The organism is Bacillus sp. (in: firmicutes), assembly GCF_031983925.1.
In the GTDB taxonomy this organism is placed as follows: domain Bacteria; phylum Bacillota; class Bacilli; order Bacillales; family Bacillaceae_G; genus Bacillus_A; species Bacillus_A pacificus.
Genome location: NZ_DALYZR010000015.1, coordinates 19079 through 35048 on the forward strand (window position 1 = coordinate 19079; position 15970 = coordinate 35048).

16 protein-coding genes are annotated in these 15970 nt (G+C 38.1%); 10 read left to right on the forward strand and 6 right to left on the reverse strand.

Annotated elements, in window-relative coordinates; genetic code table 11:
• Positions 1-19: 19 nt before the first annotated feature.
• Entirely contained in the window at positions 20-1867 is a 1848-nt protein-coding gene (gene asnB / locus RTP99_RS24900; protein ID WP_000334012.1) for an asparagine synthase (glutamine-hydrolyzing), read from the reverse strand.
• A 238-nt stretch (positions 1868-2105) separates the two neighbouring features.
• Here asnB and RTP99_RS24905 point away from each other — a divergent pair, with 238 nt between their 5' ends.
• On the forward strand, positions 2106-2660 hold the full coding sequence (locus RTP99_RS24905; RefSeq protein WP_000616071.1) for a DUF2777 domain-containing protein: 555 nt from the start codon (positions 2106-2108) through the stop codon (positions 2658-2660).
• Between the two features lie 60 nt (positions 2661-2720).
• Here the strand turns inward: RTP99_RS24905 and RTP99_RS24910 are convergent, their stop codons facing one another.
• On the reverse strand, positions 2721-3086 hold the full coding sequence (locus RTP99_RS24910) for a YisL family protein (protein WP_000233489.1): 366 nt from the start codon (positions 3084-3086) through the stop codon (positions 2721-2723).
• A gap of 150 nt (positions 3087-3236) precedes the next feature.
• On the opposite strand from RTP99_RS24910, the gene rocD reads away from it, so the two are divergent.
• Together rocD and RTP99_RS24920 are read left to right on the forward strand one after the other, a co-directional pair.
• Positions 3237-4427 (forward strand): ornithine aminotransferase, encoded by a 1191-nt coding sequence (gene rocD / locus RTP99_RS24915; protein ID WP_000616655.1) that lies wholly within the window; start codon positions 3237-3239, stop codon positions 4425-4427.
• Positions 4428-4537: 110 nt separating this feature from the next.
• Positions 4538-4822, forward strand: coding sequence for a hypothetical protein (locus RTP99_RS24920; protein WP_000926868.1), 285 nt, complete (start codon positions 4538-4540; stop codon positions 4820-4822).
• Between the two features lie 35 nt (positions 4823-4857).
• On the opposite strand, the gene RTP99_RS24925 is transcribed toward RTP99_RS24920, so the two are convergent.
• Entirely contained in the window at positions 4858-5757 is a 900-nt protein-coding gene (locus RTP99_RS24925) for a fumarylacetoacetate hydrolase family protein (RefSeq protein ID WP_001241718.1), read from the reverse strand.
• A 247-nt stretch (positions 5758-6004) separates the two neighbouring features.
• Between RTP99_RS24925 and RTP99_RS24930 the strand changes: the two genes are divergently transcribed.
• The 7 genes from RTP99_RS24930 to gerPF all read left to right on the forward strand — a co-directional run bounded on the left by RTP99_RS24930 (position 6005) and on the right by gerPF (position 8269).
• Positions 6005-6184 (forward strand): aspartyl-phosphate phosphatase Spo0E family protein, encoded by a 180-nt coding sequence (locus tag RTP99_RS24930; protein WP_000462840.1) that lies wholly within the window; start codon positions 6005-6007, stop codon positions 6182-6184.
• Positions 6185-6280: 96 nt separating this feature from the next.
• Positions 6281-6502, forward strand: coding sequence for a spore germination protein GerPA (gerPA, locus tag RTP99_RS24935; protein WP_001111187.1), 222 nt, complete (start codon positions 6281-6283; stop codon positions 6500-6502).
• A 14-nt stretch (positions 6503-6516) separates the two neighbouring features.
• Positions 6517-6723 carry a spore germination protein GerPB gene (gerPB, locus tag RTP99_RS24940; RefSeq protein WP_001012508.1) on the forward strand — a complete coding sequence of 69 codons (207 nt, stop codon included), beginning with the start codon at positions 6517-6519 and terminating at the stop codon, positions 6721-6723.
• A gap of 70 nt (positions 6724-6793) precedes the next feature.
• Positions 6794-7408, forward strand: a complete 615-nt coding sequence (gerPC, locus tag RTP99_RS24945; RefSeq protein ID WP_001070749.1) for a spore germination protein GerPC — start codon at positions 6794-6796, stop codon at positions 7406-7408.
• A 6-nt stretch (positions 7409-7414) separates the two neighbouring features.
• A complete protein-coding gene (gerPD, locus tag RTP99_RS24950; RefSeq protein WP_001102341.1) occupies positions 7415-7609 on the forward strand; it encodes a spore germination protein GerPD in 195 nt (64 codons plus the stop codon).
• Positions 7610-7624: 15 nt separating this feature from the next.
• A complete protein-coding gene (locus RTP99_RS24955) occupies positions 7625-8011 on the forward strand; it encodes a spore germination protein GerPE (RefSeq protein WP_000902338.1) in 387 nt (128 codons plus the stop codon).
• A 42-nt stretch (positions 8012-8053) separates the two neighbouring features.
• Positions 8054-8269: a spore germination protein GerPF gene (gene gerPF, locus RTP99_RS24960; RefSeq protein WP_001141566.1), complete on the forward strand. Its 216-nt coding sequence runs from the start codon at positions 8054-8056 to the stop codon at positions 8267-8269.
• 80 nt (positions 8270-8349) lie between these two features.
• Here gerPF and RTP99_RS24965 read toward each other — a convergent pair whose 3' ends face one another.
• From RTP99_RS24965 to addB, 3 genes are read right to left on the reverse strand one after another with little or no spacing between them, the layout of a single operon-like run.
• Complete coding sequence (locus RTP99_RS24965; RefSeq protein WP_000179961.1) at positions 8350-8637, reverse strand: RNA polymerase alpha subunit C-terminal domain-containing protein; 288 nt, start codon at positions 8635-8637, stop codon at positions 8350-8352.
• Positions 8638-8649: 12 nt separating this feature from the next.
• Positions 8650-12375 carry a helicase-exonuclease AddAB subunit AddA gene (gene addA / locus RTP99_RS24970; protein WP_000970454.1) on the reverse strand — a complete coding sequence of 1242 codons (3726 nt, stop codon included), beginning with the start codon at positions 12373-12375 and terminating at the stop codon, positions 8650-8652.
• Complete coding sequence (gene addB, locus RTP99_RS24975; RefSeq protein WP_000058555.1) at positions 12372-15887, reverse strand: helicase-exonuclease AddAB subunit AddB; 3516 nt, start codon at positions 15885-15887, stop codon at positions 12372-12374. The genes addA and addB overlap by 4 nt, the downstream gene beginning before the upstream one ends.
• Positions 15888-15970 lie beyond the last annotated feature (83 nt).

Here is a 15970-nt window from a genome sequence, read left to right on the forward strand (position 1 = left end):
AAAGTAAGTCGCTTTTCTTCTATTCTTTAATATTTACCCCGTATTCTTTAAACCAAACATGAATTTGCGCTAAATGAGCTAAAAGCTGAGGCCCAGTCATTAATTGACCGAACCAAGGTGTTTGAAATGCGCTGCCGCCTGACTCAATTAATCCGCTCAGCTGTTCTTTATCAAATAGTTCGTGTAAAATCGAGCCTTTATCCGTTAATAAATCTTGTAGCCACACCGTTACTGCTTTCGTATAGTGCGGATTATGCGTTTTCGGATACGGGCTCTTCTTTCTATATAAGATGTCATTTGGAAGTAATCCTTCTAGTGCTTTACGCAATAGACCTTTTTCGCGATTTTTATACATTTTCATTTCCCAAGGAATATTCCACGCATATTCGACAAGTCGGTGATCCGCAAATGGAACGCGTACTTCTAAGCTTGCGCCCATACTCATACGGTCTTTTCTGTCTAATAATGTTGTCATAAACCATACCATATTTAAATAAAATAATTGTCTTCTCTTTGCTTCAATTGGGCTTTCTCCCTCTAAAATAGGAACTTCTTGAATGGACTCTTCATAGCGCCTTTGTACATATTGTTGTAAATTTAATTTATTTCTCCATTCTTTCTTTAGCAATTGTTCACGTGCTTCTGTAGAACGCATCCACGGAAATGCACTCGATTGTAAATCATCTTCTCTATAAAACCACGGATAACCACCAAATATTTCATCTGCACATTCCCCAGATAAACCGACGACAAAATCTTGTTTAATTTCACGACAAAACCATAATAATGACGAATCAATATCTGCCATACCAGGCAAATCACGAACGAGTACAGCTTCTGTTAAATACTGCGCCAATTGTTCATTTGAAATGACGCATCGATGATGAATCGTTTGAAACGTCTCCGTCATCAAATGAATAAATGGTGCATCTGAATTTGGCTGGAATGCATTCGCTTTAAAATATTTGTCATTATCTTCATAATCAATTGAATATGTGTGTAATTGCCCTTTTCCTGATCTTTCGTATTCTTTCGCAGCAATTGCTGTAATCGCACTCGAATCTACACCACCAGATAGAAAAGTGCACAGTGGTACATCAGAAACGAGCTGCCTTGTAATCGCATCTTGTAATAAAAAGCGTGTTTTCTCTACTGTTTCTTCAAAGGAGTCTTCGTGCTTTTTACTTTCTACATTCCAATATCTCCATATACATAAACCGTTCTTTGAAAATGTCATCGCATGACCTGGACGTAATTCTTTTATACCAGCATATATACCGTGACCAGGCGTTCTAGATGGTCCAAGGCCGAATATTTCGGATAATCCTTCTAACGTCACTTCCGCCTTCACATCTGGGTGCGCCAATATCGCTTTTAACTCTGAACCAAATAGTAATCGCCCACTATCATATTTATAAAATAGTGGTTTTACACCTAATCGATCACGCGCGATAAACACTTGTTCTTTCTGTTCATCCCATACGGCAAACGCATATATACCGTTTAAATGATCGACACATTCTTCTTTCCATTCCATATACGACGCTAATAGTACTTCCGTATCAGAATGACCTTTGAACGTATATCCCCTTCTTAATAGTTCCTTTCGAATATCTTCCGTATTATACAGTTCACCGTTATAGCAAATTGCATAATTCGTTTCACCTTTTAAACAAGTCATCGGTTGTTTCCCACCTTCAGGATCAACAACGATTAACCGTTTATGTCCAAATGCAACATTTCCTTTAATCCAAACTTTATTATCATCTGGGCCACGCTTCGCTAACGTCTCAGCCATCTTCGTAACGACGTCCCGTTCTCCTTCTAATGAGCGTTTATAATCCACCCATCCTGTAATCCCGCACATATAAATCATCCTTCCATCTTATTTCTTTTCTTGAACGTGCAGTAATCCCCACCCTAAGAGTGCGGATTTAAAAATAAAAAAATTGCCGATAACCTACTATCCACATATGGAATAGCATCTTCACTCAGTAAAACGTGTTTTATTGTATGCCCACCTATGTGTAGATGTGTCTAGTTATAAAGAACGCATGAACTGTCTATAACAGAAATAACTACTTTTCATAAAGGAGAAATCATGTATGATACAACGTAACCATATTTTATATAACCAACCTCGCGCTCATACAGTCGGTAATGTAGAATATATAAACAATGAATGGGTATTCTTTGATGATGAAAATGAGGAAGCATTTTTATTAGAAGATATTGCCGGTGATGGCTTTGAAATTTTATATAACAACAACTGGCTACCAGCTCGTTTCTATGAACAAGATATATTACAAATTGCCAACGAACAGCACCATTTGCAAAATGGGGAAATGATACGCATTCGTAAAAAATTACTCCTTAGCTATACGGAATGGCTTGAGGAATTACCTGACTCTGTCTTTTCCTTATTAACAGAGGCATTGCAATCACTTCATTACTCTTTATATGATTGTATGTATTGTCATAATTATTTATCCTTTTTACCGAAAGAGGAAGCATGCGAAGGAGTAAATATTCTTTTGTTTGATAACGAAGAGATGATTTGTACACTACAGCACCATTTCGTTCGTCACGCTACATCAAATAAAAATATGTTTCGTTTTACAAAAGTGAACGGAGAAGAGTTGCATATCGATGCGACATAAAATAAAAAACCACCTTATCTCCCAAGTCTTTGAGATTATAAGGTGGTTTTATTTTCTTTATTAGAATACTTTCCAACCAATCGGTAATTTCAGTCCTAGATAAATTACCGCTACTAGCGCGACAATAAATAAGCCCCAAACCGCCCCTGTTGGTTTGTTTTTGCTCATTTTTACAAGAACCATTTCCATTCCACCGATTACTAATATACCAGCTAACATTTTTAAACCGTACCACATGTGCATGCTACCTGTTGCTGTTTTCACAATACTCATGTACAACATGAATCCCGTCACAATAATGAAGATATACATTAGGCGAAGCCCCATATGTACACCTTTACCTTTTCTTCCTGCTGAATAAAGTGAATACGCAACGAAGAATAAAATTAAACCTAACGCCCATGCTGTAATATGCATATGTACCATCGTATCCCTTGCCTCCTCTTTTCACACTTTTTCATTCTATATGATAACATGTTCATTTATTTTCAGGAAATGTTTCGCTTTTTTACATTTAAATGCTATAATATTTAGAGTATTTACAAACTTCTTGTAATAACAAAAGGGGGAACAATCATGATTCAAACTAAGGATATTATCGAACTTACAGACACATACGGGGCAAATAACTATCACCCACTTCCAATCGTTATTTCTAAAGCAGAAGGCGTTTGGGTAGAAGATCCTGAAGGAAACCGCTATATGGACTTATTAAGTGCATATTCTGCAGTAAACCAAGGTCATCGTCACCCAAAAATTATTAACGCTTTAATTGACCAAGCTAATCGTGTTACGTTAACTTCTCGTGCTTTCCATAGCGATCAATTAGGTCCTTGGTACGAAAAAGTTGCGAAACTAACTAATAAAGAAATGGTACTTCCAATGAATACAGGTGCAGAAGCTGTTGAAACTGCAATTAAAACGGCTCGCCGATGGGCTTATGATGTGAAGAAAGTAGAAGCAAACCGTGCTGAAATTATCGTTTGTGAAGATAACTTCCACGGACGTACGATGGGTGCTGTTTCTATGTCTTCAAACGAAGAGTACAAGCGTGGATTCGGTCCAATGCTTCCTGGCATCGTTGTAATTCCTTACGGTGATTTAGAAGCGTTAAAAGCTGCTATTACACCAAACACAGCTGCATTCATTTTAGAGCCAATCCAAGGTGAAGCAGGAATTAACATCCCACCAGCTGGTTTCTTAAAAGAAGCTCTTGAAGTATGTAAAAAAGAAAACGTTTTATTCGTAGCAGATGAAATCCAAACTGGCTTAGGTCGTACTGGTAAAGTATTTGCTTGTGACTGGGACGGTGTAACTCCTGACATGTACATACTTGGTAAAGCACTTGGCGGCGGCGTATTCCCAATCTCTTGCGTTGCAGCAAACCGCGACATTTTAGGTGTATTTGAGCCAGGTTCTCACGGTTCTACATTCGGTGGTAATCCACTTGCATGTGCTGTTTCTATCGCAGCTCTTGAAGTGTTAGAAGAAGAAAAATTAACAGAGCGTTCTCTTCAATTAGGTGAAAAATTAGTTGGACAATTAAAAGAAATTGATAACCCAATGATTACTGAAGTTCGCGGTAAAGGTTTATTTATCGGTATCGAATTAAACGAGCCAGCTCGTCCTTACTGTGAACAACTAAAAGCAGCTGGACTGTTATGTAAAGAAACACACGAAAACGTAATTCGTATCGCACCACCTCTAGTAATCTCTGAAGAAGATTTAGAGTGGGCATTCCAAAAAATTAAAGCTGTATTATCGTAATAATAGAGAGGTTGTCCTACATGTTGGGACAACCTCTTTCATTTTATATTGATTTATACTAAAATAAAATTGTAATTTTCTGTATTTTAAAATCATAAAGGAGGTGCGATATGTTATTAAGATACGGCAAACATATTAACTATTTAGCTACAACTTTTCTTTTAGTTACATTCTTTGGCTTCCTACTTTCCGTAACATCGCTTAGTCACTACTCAACTCCCACTACATTCACACTACTGAAAGCATCATTTTGGACTACTGTTATTCTTACTATCATTGGTTTTGGACGCGAAAAAAGCGCACTTACGGTTATACTATTTGGCATTTGTACACTTGCAGTCATTGGTCTTTACACTTTTTCCGTTATCGATTACCTCTATCACCCAAGACCATAGAAAAGAGCCATCTATTAATAAGATAGCTCTTTTCTTCACTTCACTACATTTCGCAAAGTACCAATTCCTTCTACTGTAATGACTACTTCATCACCGGCATGCAAAAACTTCGGTGGTGTGAAACCTTTTCCAACACCAGCCGGGGTTCCTGTTGCGATAATATCTCCTGGTTCTAATGTCATTCCTTTACTTATCGTTGAAATGATTTCTTCTATTGAAAAAATCATTTTATTTGTATTTGAAGTTTGTCTTACTTCCCCATTTACTACCGTTTCAATGTGTAACGCATTTGGCGCACTAATCATCGATTTATGAATTAAATACGGTCCCATCGGACAAAATGTATCGAAACTTTTTCCAAGGAAAAATTGTTTATGCTTTCTTTGAATGTCGCGAGCAGTTATATCATTTATAATGGTATAACCAAAAATATGCTCAAGTGCTTTTTCTTTTTTTATTTGTTTCCCTCGCTTACCAATGATGATAGCTAGTTCTCCTTCATAGTCTAGTTCATTCGTTGCGTGGGGATGACTATTAATTTTTTCATCCATGCCAATAACTGTCGTTGGCGCTTTCGTAAAGATCATTATATTTTCTGGAATTGACTCTACTCCGCCCATTTCTATCGCATGCTCACGATAATTTTTTCCAACGCACAAAATATTCTTCCTTGGCCTTGGAATTGGTGCTAATATTTTCACCTCAGTTAACGGGTAATACGCCGTTCCTTCATTTTCCTTCGCCCAATTGACAATTTCACACATTTTTTCAACACATTCGGTTCCTCTTTCAATACACTCTAACATTGTAATTGGAATCGTAACCTTTTCCCCTTTTTGTCTTTGCGCTTCTCTTACATGCAATACCTTTTCTTCCTCTTCATCCACAATACCTACAAATACCTTTTCATCTTTTTTCGCCGTTACCAAACGCAATATTTCCACTCTCCATCCTAAAACTCATACACTTTAATTGTATTCGCATCCGCAAGAAAAAAACCTTCTCATACACGCTAATTTTTACAATATTCTTCTCATATCCGATTCGTTACTCCTTTATCATTTGGCATAAAATGTATAAATTTTACTTTTTTTAGCGAATGCATTTCTTTTTTATGTTTTTTTTGTATAATATGTACTACATATATACCAAAAATTTCATTTAGAGATGGAGCCGATTTCAATGTTTGAGCAAGCGATTGAAAAAAAACGTGAAAAAATGATTTATTTTGCTGAACGCTACGGAATGACTTCCCAAAAAACAGTGGATTGTAGCCAAGAACTGGACAGGCTCTTAAATGCAATTTGGCATGTACATACGGATTTTCACCCTAATCAAACACTCGATACACACACGCAATAACGTGTGTGTTTCTTTTATTTCAAAAAAACACACATTTTATTGAAAACGCCCATACAATAGTAGAAAAGAAAACTTTAAAAACGAAAGGTGTTTTGTATGCCAGCTATGGTCGGACATATTCGTATCGTCAATATTGGATCAAGTGGTATTTTTCATATTGGAGATGTATTTGCGATTAGGCCTATTAGTTATTCACGTGCTTTCGCTGGGGCCGGCTCTTTTAATGTTGGGGATAACGTTTCTGTCTACAATTATCAAAGCGCAACGACTGTCAATGATTCAGATGTCATTGATCAAGCGATAATTGGTTCAACTTAGAGGAGGCGATTGTATTGAATTTTTATGTAAACCAAAGTATCATCATTAACAGCATTAAAATTGATAGCATTACAACCTCTTCTGTATTCCAAATTGGTACTGCTGGAAGTATTAAAGCACTATCTAAATTCTCAAATACTGGCGGATTTACAGAGCCCCTTCGCCCATTACAGGCGAAAGGACAAATTATTTCTATCAAACCATCAACTAGTTCTTCTTAAGACATCCTTGTCATAAATATATATAGCAGGAATATATTTACCCTCCCTATTGAAAAGGAGGTTTCACAAAATGAATCAAGATATATATACTTACTTACACCAACTTCAACAAGCTCTTCAAGCACAACAAACAGCCATCCTGAATTTAGAAGATCAAGTACGTCTATTACAAGAAGAGCTTAACGAATTAAAAAATCGCCCCTCCTCTTCTGTAGGAAAAGTGGAATACAAATTCGATCAATTAAAAGTAGAAAATTTAAATGGCACTTTAAATATTGGTTTAAATCCGTTTTCAGCAAAAGGACAACAAATTGAAGATTTTCAAGTAGATACAGAAACTTTGAAGGTCAATCCTGAAACCGACACAAATCCAGATTTTTACCAAGGCATTCTTCAGGAAATGCATCGCTACTTAGATGAAGAAGCATATAATCGAATTCTCCATTTTGAACAAGAAGAGAGAACGCCACTCGATGAAATGTATCGACAAATGATGGTTGACGACATCAAAAAACAGATGGAGCATAGACTCCCTTATTACTTATCACAAGCGCAATCACATGAAGGGATTTCAACAGATCCAGATTATTTACGAGATATCATTATTCAAGCTATGAAACATGATATCGACAAAGCCTTCCTCTCTTTTATTCAACACATACCGGGCAATTTCCGAAAGGAGTAAGTATGTATGAATGTTAACGTTGTAAATCGTGAATTAAAGGTCGGACAGATTAAAATGAACGGTGTATCGTCGTCCGCACTCTTTTTAATTGGGGATGCAAATTTCCTCATACTATCTTCTATTCTTGATACACCATTCGAAACTGTTACAGAGGGGCCATTTGTACCATTAGTAACAGATGTCCCTCCTACTCCAGGTTAAGGAGACTGAGAAATTATGTTACATCATGTGTCTGTTGTCCAAAATGTTTCTATTATTTCTTTAGGGATTTCTGCCGTATTTCAAGTTGGAGACGCCAATCAAATGGAATTAAAAAGTAGATCTCTTGCCGTCCACCGGGAAATTCCTTGTTATATAAAAGACGAAGGTCGCTTAGACGCATTTGAAATCTTTACAGATGAACACATCACAATCCCAAAACGAACGACAGACGTGACATTAAACATTGTAAATGAATGCCCTTTTATTGAAGTGAATGACGTTGAATTACGAACACTTTTAAATTCCGGTTGCTTTCAAATTGGAAATGTTGATTATGTTTTTAATAACTCTCGTATTATGCAAATTCGCCAATATATTACGGATGAACCTTCCGCTCCATAATTCATATAGTAATTAAAAAGCTTAGTAAAGTAGGTGGATGGTATGCCTTCCGTTGTTGGAAATCTCGTCGTTCAAAACAGTAATGGTTCTTTCAATTTAGGGGATTTTTATAACGTGTCTCCGAAAGAAAATACGAAAGCTTATAATGGTTCCGGAGCTTCCAATGTTGGATTTGTCGTGAATACGTTTAACGGTGTTAGTGCAACAAATACATTTGATTCTGATGTGGCGGATCAAGATCAGATTGGAACAGCGTAAAAAAAGTAGGAGAATATCTCCTACTTTTTTCTTTTACCTCATTTGATATTATCAAAATCTCCACTGTTTACTGTTTCATTTTATTTAAATGATAAACCACTCTCTTCCAAAGCTTTTCTAAGCTTTGGCATCGACGCAGGTCCCATACCATGCAATTTTAAAATTTCTTTCTCACTATACTTTGAGAGTTTTTCTACAGTGTAAATTCCATGATGTTCTAGCGCCCTTCTTGCTGGTGCTGAAAGAAGAGCGAGAAAACCTTCTTTCGGCGCTCTCTCGTTCTCACAGGTTGGGCAAGTTGGACAATCGCTACTTTTGTAGTATTCATGTCCTTTTTCACACGTTCTTAACGTTTTTTCTGTTGCCATTTTCAAGTTCCTTTATTCTTCGATTTTTACAACATGATTACCATCAAAGAAGTATAAACATTTCTCTTTCACAGGGTGTTGTAAGCTTTTCTCGAGCGCTTTTGCATATAACGAAAGTTGCACTTTATATCGCTCTTCTAAAATTGGTTTCGCTTGATCAAATCCGCCTGGGAATTTCCCTGCAATCGTATCCGTTTTGAAGTCGATTAACGTAATACCATCTTCCTCTTCGATCATGCAGTCAATAACCCCTTGGACAAGAATGGATTCCCCGCTCTTCCCTTGCCAATCTTGATATGCTTCTTCTGCTGCAAGCATCATCGTAAATGGTACTTCACGCTCAACACTTTTCGCCGCTAATACCCTTTTACCTAGGTCACTGTCAAAGAATGAAATCACTTTTTCAATTGCAATTTCTTCCGCCTGCTCGAATGTTAATAATTCTTTATTTACCATTCCAGCAATTTGCTCCCGAATCACTTCTTCTGTAATCGGCTTCTTCAAATCAACATGCTGCATAACGGCATGTACTGCTGTTCCGCGCTCTGCGTATGTTAATCCCTTTTTCTCCATAAAACGAGGACGTGTTTGAATTGGTGCACGTAATTTTTTAATAAAGGCGTTATCGCTACCTTCTTCAGATTGATAATTTCTCTTTATTTCTGTAACAGACTGTTTCGCACGATGAGATGTTGCTTCCTCATATCCGTACTTCCACATTAATCTATCATACACTTCTTCTTTTCGTTCACTTTGCAGGGGAACAGCTTTTTTCTCACGAAGTGCTTCTAATAATTCTTGTTTCTCTTCTTGAACGGGTTCTGGCGCGAGTAACGTGTTACCGTCAACAACTTCTACTTTCCAGCTCGTGTCGTATCCATAAATTTCATCTGGAATGCTCCCTTGTCCTAATTCAAGAAGTATTTCACTATCACGATGTCTATATAAGGAAGGTGCAATCCAGTCTAAATAACAAGACGCTCCGGCACGTATATGATCTGGTAATAACCATTCACTATGCTCCCTCGCATCCAGCCATTTTTCCATTTCTTTATTTGCATCCTTAACCGTTCCAATTAAAATTAACTTCTCTTTTGCACGTGTTAACGCTACGTATAATACACGCATTTCTTCCGCGATTAATTCCATTTTCATTTTACGCTTAATCGCAAGTTGCGATAATGTCGTATATTTAATTCGTTTACGAGGATCGATAAATTGCGAACCAAAACCGAAGTCTTTATGCAGTAAAAAACGCTTCATTAGGTCTTGTGTATTAAAGCGGCGACCTAGTCCAGCTACGAATACGACTGGGAACTCAAGTCCTTTACTTTTATGAATTGTCATAATGCGAACGACATCTTCTTGTTCACCTAAAGCTCTCGCCGTACCCATATCATCACCGCGTTCTAAAATACGCTCAATAAAGCGTAAGAAGCGGAATAGTCCTCTAAACGATGTTGCTTCATATTGTCTTGCGCGGTCATATAGTACACGCAGGTTTGCTTGCCTTTGCTTTCCAGCTGGTAAACCACCGACAAAGTCATAATAACCTGTCTCACCGTACACTTTCCAAATTAAATCAGAAAGAGACTGTTGGCGCGCGAATTCACGCCATCCTTGCAGTAAGTTGTAGAACCATTCTAATTTGTCATGTAGTTCTTTTTCTTCTTCAAGCGGTGCCCCTTTTAAGAAGGAGCTCATTACTTCATAAAACGAGCCTTTCTTCCCATGAGCACGAAGCGTTGCAAGTTCTTCATCATTTAATCCAACGATTGGTGAACGAAGTACTGCTGCAAGCGGAATATCTTGCATCGGATTATCGATCACGCGGAATACGTTCATCATTATATTTACTTCTGTCGCTTCAAAGTAACCAGTCGCAAGATCAGCGTATACTGGAATTCCTTGCAATTTTAACTCTTCCATAATTTGCGGTGCCCACGGCATGGAGCGAAGTAAAATAACGAAGTCGCGGTATTGTACAGGGCGCATACTATCCGTTTTACGATCATACACTTCATAACCTGAATCGACCATCGCTTTAATGCGCTGCGCCATAAGACGAGCTTCAAGCTGCGCTTTTTCTACTTCCGCACCTTCTTCTCCATCTATTACCTCTTCTTCCGTTTGCTGAATACATAATAGCTCAGCCGCTACATCTTCACCTTCTGGATAACTAGCACCTAGCTTTAATTCAGCGTCAGCATCGTAATCAATTTCCCCAACTTCTTCGCCCATAATTTGTTTAAAAATAAAGTTCGTACCCGCTAACACTTCATGACGACTACGGAAGTTTTTCGCTAAATCAATCTTCATTCCGCCGCCTAATCCTTCTTGCGTGAAGCGTTTATACTTTCCTAAGAATAATCCTGGTTCTGCTAGTCGGAAACGATAGATCGACTGCTTCACGTCACCTACCATGAACAAGTTTCCTTCACTCTCAGAATCTTTCGTTACAAACTTAATAATCGATTCTTGTACGAAGTTCGTATCTTGATATTCATCGACTAATACTTCAGCAAATTTATTGCGATATTGAAGCGCTACTGCTGATGGCTTCATTTCACCATTTTCACTTTGTTCACTTAAAATTTGTAAACAGAAATGCTCTAAATCTGTGAAATCGACCATTCCTTTATCTCGCTTCATCGCTTGGAAACGCTCTGTAAATACTTTTACGAGCTGAACAAGCTTTTCTAATACAGGATGCATATCTTGAAAATCTCGTAAGAAACTTTCAGGTTTGCGACTAAATAGCTCTTCTTGTAATTTCTTCACTTCATCTTTCGCTTTATTACGAAGAGAGTCTACTTGTTTGACAATATCCTCGTTGTAATCGCTTTTCTTAATACGCTTTAACGTTTGCCACGATACGTTTTGCATCGCTTCATACACGCTTGTCCATGACTCACGAGCAGCTGATGATAACGTTCCAAGTAAAGCTAAATCCGCTTGCAGTGTTTCAACGCGAGGCGCTGGACCGTCAGGGAGCATTGCGAGCTCTGTCGCTTTACGAATATGCTGTTCTGCTGTTTCAAGTTGGAATTTCACATCTTCTAATAAGTAGGAAGCGTACACTAAATCTTCAATTGTCTTTCCTTCCACATCGTATGCTTCTACTAATTTATCAAGCCATTTTTCCGGATTTGGATGTGCTCTTGATTCTGTATGAAGCGCTAAAATCATACGTTGTAAATCATCGTCACTACGGTCACTCGTATAACGATCAACAAGTTCAAAGAATATCGTATTATCTTCAATTCCATACTCTTCTTCTAATATGTCATCTAGCACTTCTTCTTTTAATAGTTCATTTTCTGTTTGATTCGCTATGCGGAAACGAGGATCAACATCAAGCATGTAATAGTATCCTCTAATAACTTGTAAACAAAAGGAATGGATCGTTGAAATGGAAGCTTTATTTAATAAGCTCAGCTGCTTTCGGATGTGCTGAGAGCCAGGCTCATCAATTAATACTTTTTCTAACGCTTCCCCAATTCTGTTTTTCATCTCTTGCGCCGCTGCATTCGTAAATGTTACAACGAGCAGGCGGTCGACATCGACTGGATTTTCTTCATTTATAATCTTTTTAATAATACGTTCAACTAATACTGCTGTTTTCCCTGAACCAGCTGCTGCCGCGACTAAAATATCACGTCCGTTCGCTACAACGGCTTTCCACTGGTCATCTGTCCATTGACTACCTTCTGGTTTTTTAGGCCAATTTTCCATCATTCTCCGCCAACCTCCTCTCTAATTTTCTCCATCGCTTCACTATCTTTCATATCTTTTAACGTACGGAACTGGTTATCTTCAAGTGATTCATCGAACTGGCAAACAGATTTGAAGTTACAGAACGTACACGCCGCTTTATTCCCCTTTTTGTAAGGAGCAATATCGATAACGCCTTCTGTAATGTCTTTTCCGATATTTTCAAACGTATGGTGTACGTATTTTTGCAGGACGTTAAACTCTTGTTCACTTGCAATACTTGAACGCGCACTAAAACTACCGTCTTTTTTCAGACCAGCAGAAATAATATCAGAGCTTCCTGTTGAAAGTTTATTATCCATTAAACGAACAACGTCAGCATCTCCTAGTACGAGACCTTTCATTTTGAATTTCTTTAAAATTTCCTTTTCAATTTCTGCTTCAGATGCGTCACCTTTTACCTCCACAATTGGGTTATGAATGTGGAAATACAATACACCAGCTGGTGATGCCGTGCCGCCTTTTTTCATCCACGTATGCGCATTTGAAGTAACAACATCTAAATACGTTAACATTTGAAGTGCTAATCCGTAATACACTTCCGTTAAGTCTAACGCTTTTGAGCTTGATTTATAGTCAATAATACGTAGGAATGTTCCGTTTTCATCTTCTGCCTTATCAACACGGTCAATACGGCCAACTACTTCCATCTTCACACCATTTGGTAATGAGAATTCCATTGGCGGAAGCGATCCTGTACCGCCCATACCGAATGGTACTTCTAAATCAACTGGTACGAAACCACTCGATTTCGCGTGCTCACGAAGAATGATTGACGTACGGAAAATGATTTGTTGTAGTTTTTGTTTTAAATAGAAATGACGGTTTGAACTTAATAAAATTTGTCTTTGTAATAACGGTGCAATTTCTTCTATTACTACAGCAGAAAGATGCTCACACTCTTTTATTGATAAATCCGCCCAAGTACGGTTTTCACGTAATAGCCTGTCCGCAATTCTCTTCAGTGCTGCATGGAATAGTTCCCCAATATCTGGCGCATCCAGTTTGAAAATATCACGCTCTCTTAACGATAAACCGTGCTGCGCAAAATGAGCGTACGCACAACGGTTAAATAATTCCATACGAGAAACGCTTCCTTTTATTTTGTCTCCATATAAATCTCTACTTACAGCTGTACTTAGCTTTTGCGCACGATTTCGGTAGAATAAGCTTGATAATACGCGGCTACTTTTTTGCTTCCATTCATCTGAAGTAACGTAGAAATTATATACATCCCACCAAAAGTCTAAGTTGCCTTCAAATCCATATCGCTTCCATGTTTGAAGTTGCTGCATAACATATGACAACGTTACTTCTGGTGTTGCTACATATGAAATTTGTTCCGAACGTGATAAATCATTTACGTCGTTCGTAATAAATGTATCTTTCACATCAGGGAACATTCTTTTTATTTTCTTAATAAAGCTAGAAGCAAGTAACGTCTTTCCTTCCTCATCTGCAAGCGGGCATGAAATGTATAATTTCTCAGTTGCTCTCGTTACCATTTGGTACATAACAAACTGTTCTTCTAATAAAGTTTGTCTCGTCGTTGGTGCGAGTTCAATACCTGCAGCGCTAAGAACATCTCTTTCTTCATCAGAAAGCATACCTTCATCCATCGGTGCTGCTGGAATCACACCTTCATTCACTCCAATGACGAATGTTGCTTTCACATTTGATAATCTAGAACGATCAATATTCGCAATTAACACTTGGTCTAATGACGGCGGAATATTTGCGAATTGAAGCGCCTCAAGACCTGTCGACATAACGTCTGTGAACATAGAAAGTGACATTTTTTCTTCGCCAAGCATCTCAACAAACGTATCAAGAAGACTCATTACTTCTTCCCATACTTGTTCATGATCTGTCGCAAATAAGAAATCTCCGCTCTCTTCTGCACGAATACGTAATGCTTCTAATTTTTTCGGAACGTCAAGCTCTTCTAAAAATAAGTAAACAGCTTCGCACATTTGCATAACCGTTCCCGCACGCTTCAGTCTTTTTTGCATACGAATAACGGGCGTTCTTACAACGTCACGCAATCGATTTATTTTCTCTTCCATTTCACGTTCGCTGTCTGTAATCATCCCGTTCGTATCGTCAAGAGAACGATAGCGGCGATACATCCACGGATCCTCAGAAGTCCATCTTTTCCCTTGTACACCGTATGCTAAACAGTAGTTTTCAAACTCATCCATCTCTTCGCGCATCGTTTCTTTTCTTACGTCTAATGGATATAAAAGCTCTGTTTTCACGCAGCGAAATACTGCATCATAACGCCAATTCCCGCTAATAATCTCGAGTGCAGAACGAATGCATTCTACTAACGGATGATGTGACATCGGGCGTTTTTCATCGATAAAGTGCGGGATATTATAATCTGTAAATAGAGTCCGCATTACATCGTAATAACTTTCTCCGTTACGAAGAAGAACTGCAATATCTCGGTAACGATAGTCTTCATCTGCCACAAGCCTACGAATTTCACGAGCAACGCCTTCTACTTCCGCTCGTAAATTCGCGGCTGTATGAATCGTTACACTTGCTTCCCCGTTAAATTTCTCATTCGGACGCGCTTCATAATGAGCTTCTAAATGCGCTAATGCTGGAGAATGAAAACGCGGTTGTTCCATAAGTGGAATCGTTTTTTCAATTTCTATTTTCTCTTCACGCGCTACTTGTTTTATTTTTTCATACGTTAACGTCGTTTCATAAAATAAATCTAGTTCATTTACTGGCTGCGCTAACGTTTTTTCATCTAGCGTTAACGTGATTGTCACTCTCGCTCCGCAAATCATAAGCTGTCTTACAATTTCTAGTTCTTGCGGTGAAAACGAATGGAAGCCATCTATATAAATTTCAGCTCCCTTTACATATTCAGACTGCGGAAGCTTTTCCACTAGCAATTGCAGATAGTCTTCTGAATCTAAGTACTTTCCGATTAAAGCACGTTCAAAATCATCATATAATAACTGTAAATCATACACTTTATTCGCTAATAGCTTTTGTTCGGCACTGCTACTATGCGCATCTAATTGTTGCCACATTTCATATACGTTTGATGGCGTCACGTTATATCGTTTAAACTCCGCAATCATACTGCCAAGATGTTCAAAGAAACCATTTTGCTCCGCTGCTTTTTGGAATACCGATAATCCATCTTTACGAGACTCTACAATTTTACGAAGTAACATATGTACGCCCGCTTCATCAATGTGAAGACGACTCGCTCCGCCAACTTCTTGCAATACTTTCCACGCTAATCGTGAAAAACTAAAAACTTGTGCCCGAATAGAACCTCTAACATCCTCACTACCAATTAACGCCTGCTGCGTTTGGAATGTCATCTGTTCTGGCACAAGATATAATATTGTTTCCCCTCTTGGGCGCTGCTTTAACTCTTCTTGCACTTCGTGTAAACAAAGTGTACTTTTTCCACTTCCCGCTCTACCAATCACAAATCGAAGTGACATGTAACCCCACCTTTCACTTACATAACGAACGTTAGTTTGCTACTATAATTGTATTATAGGACACGAAAAAAGACAAACGGAGT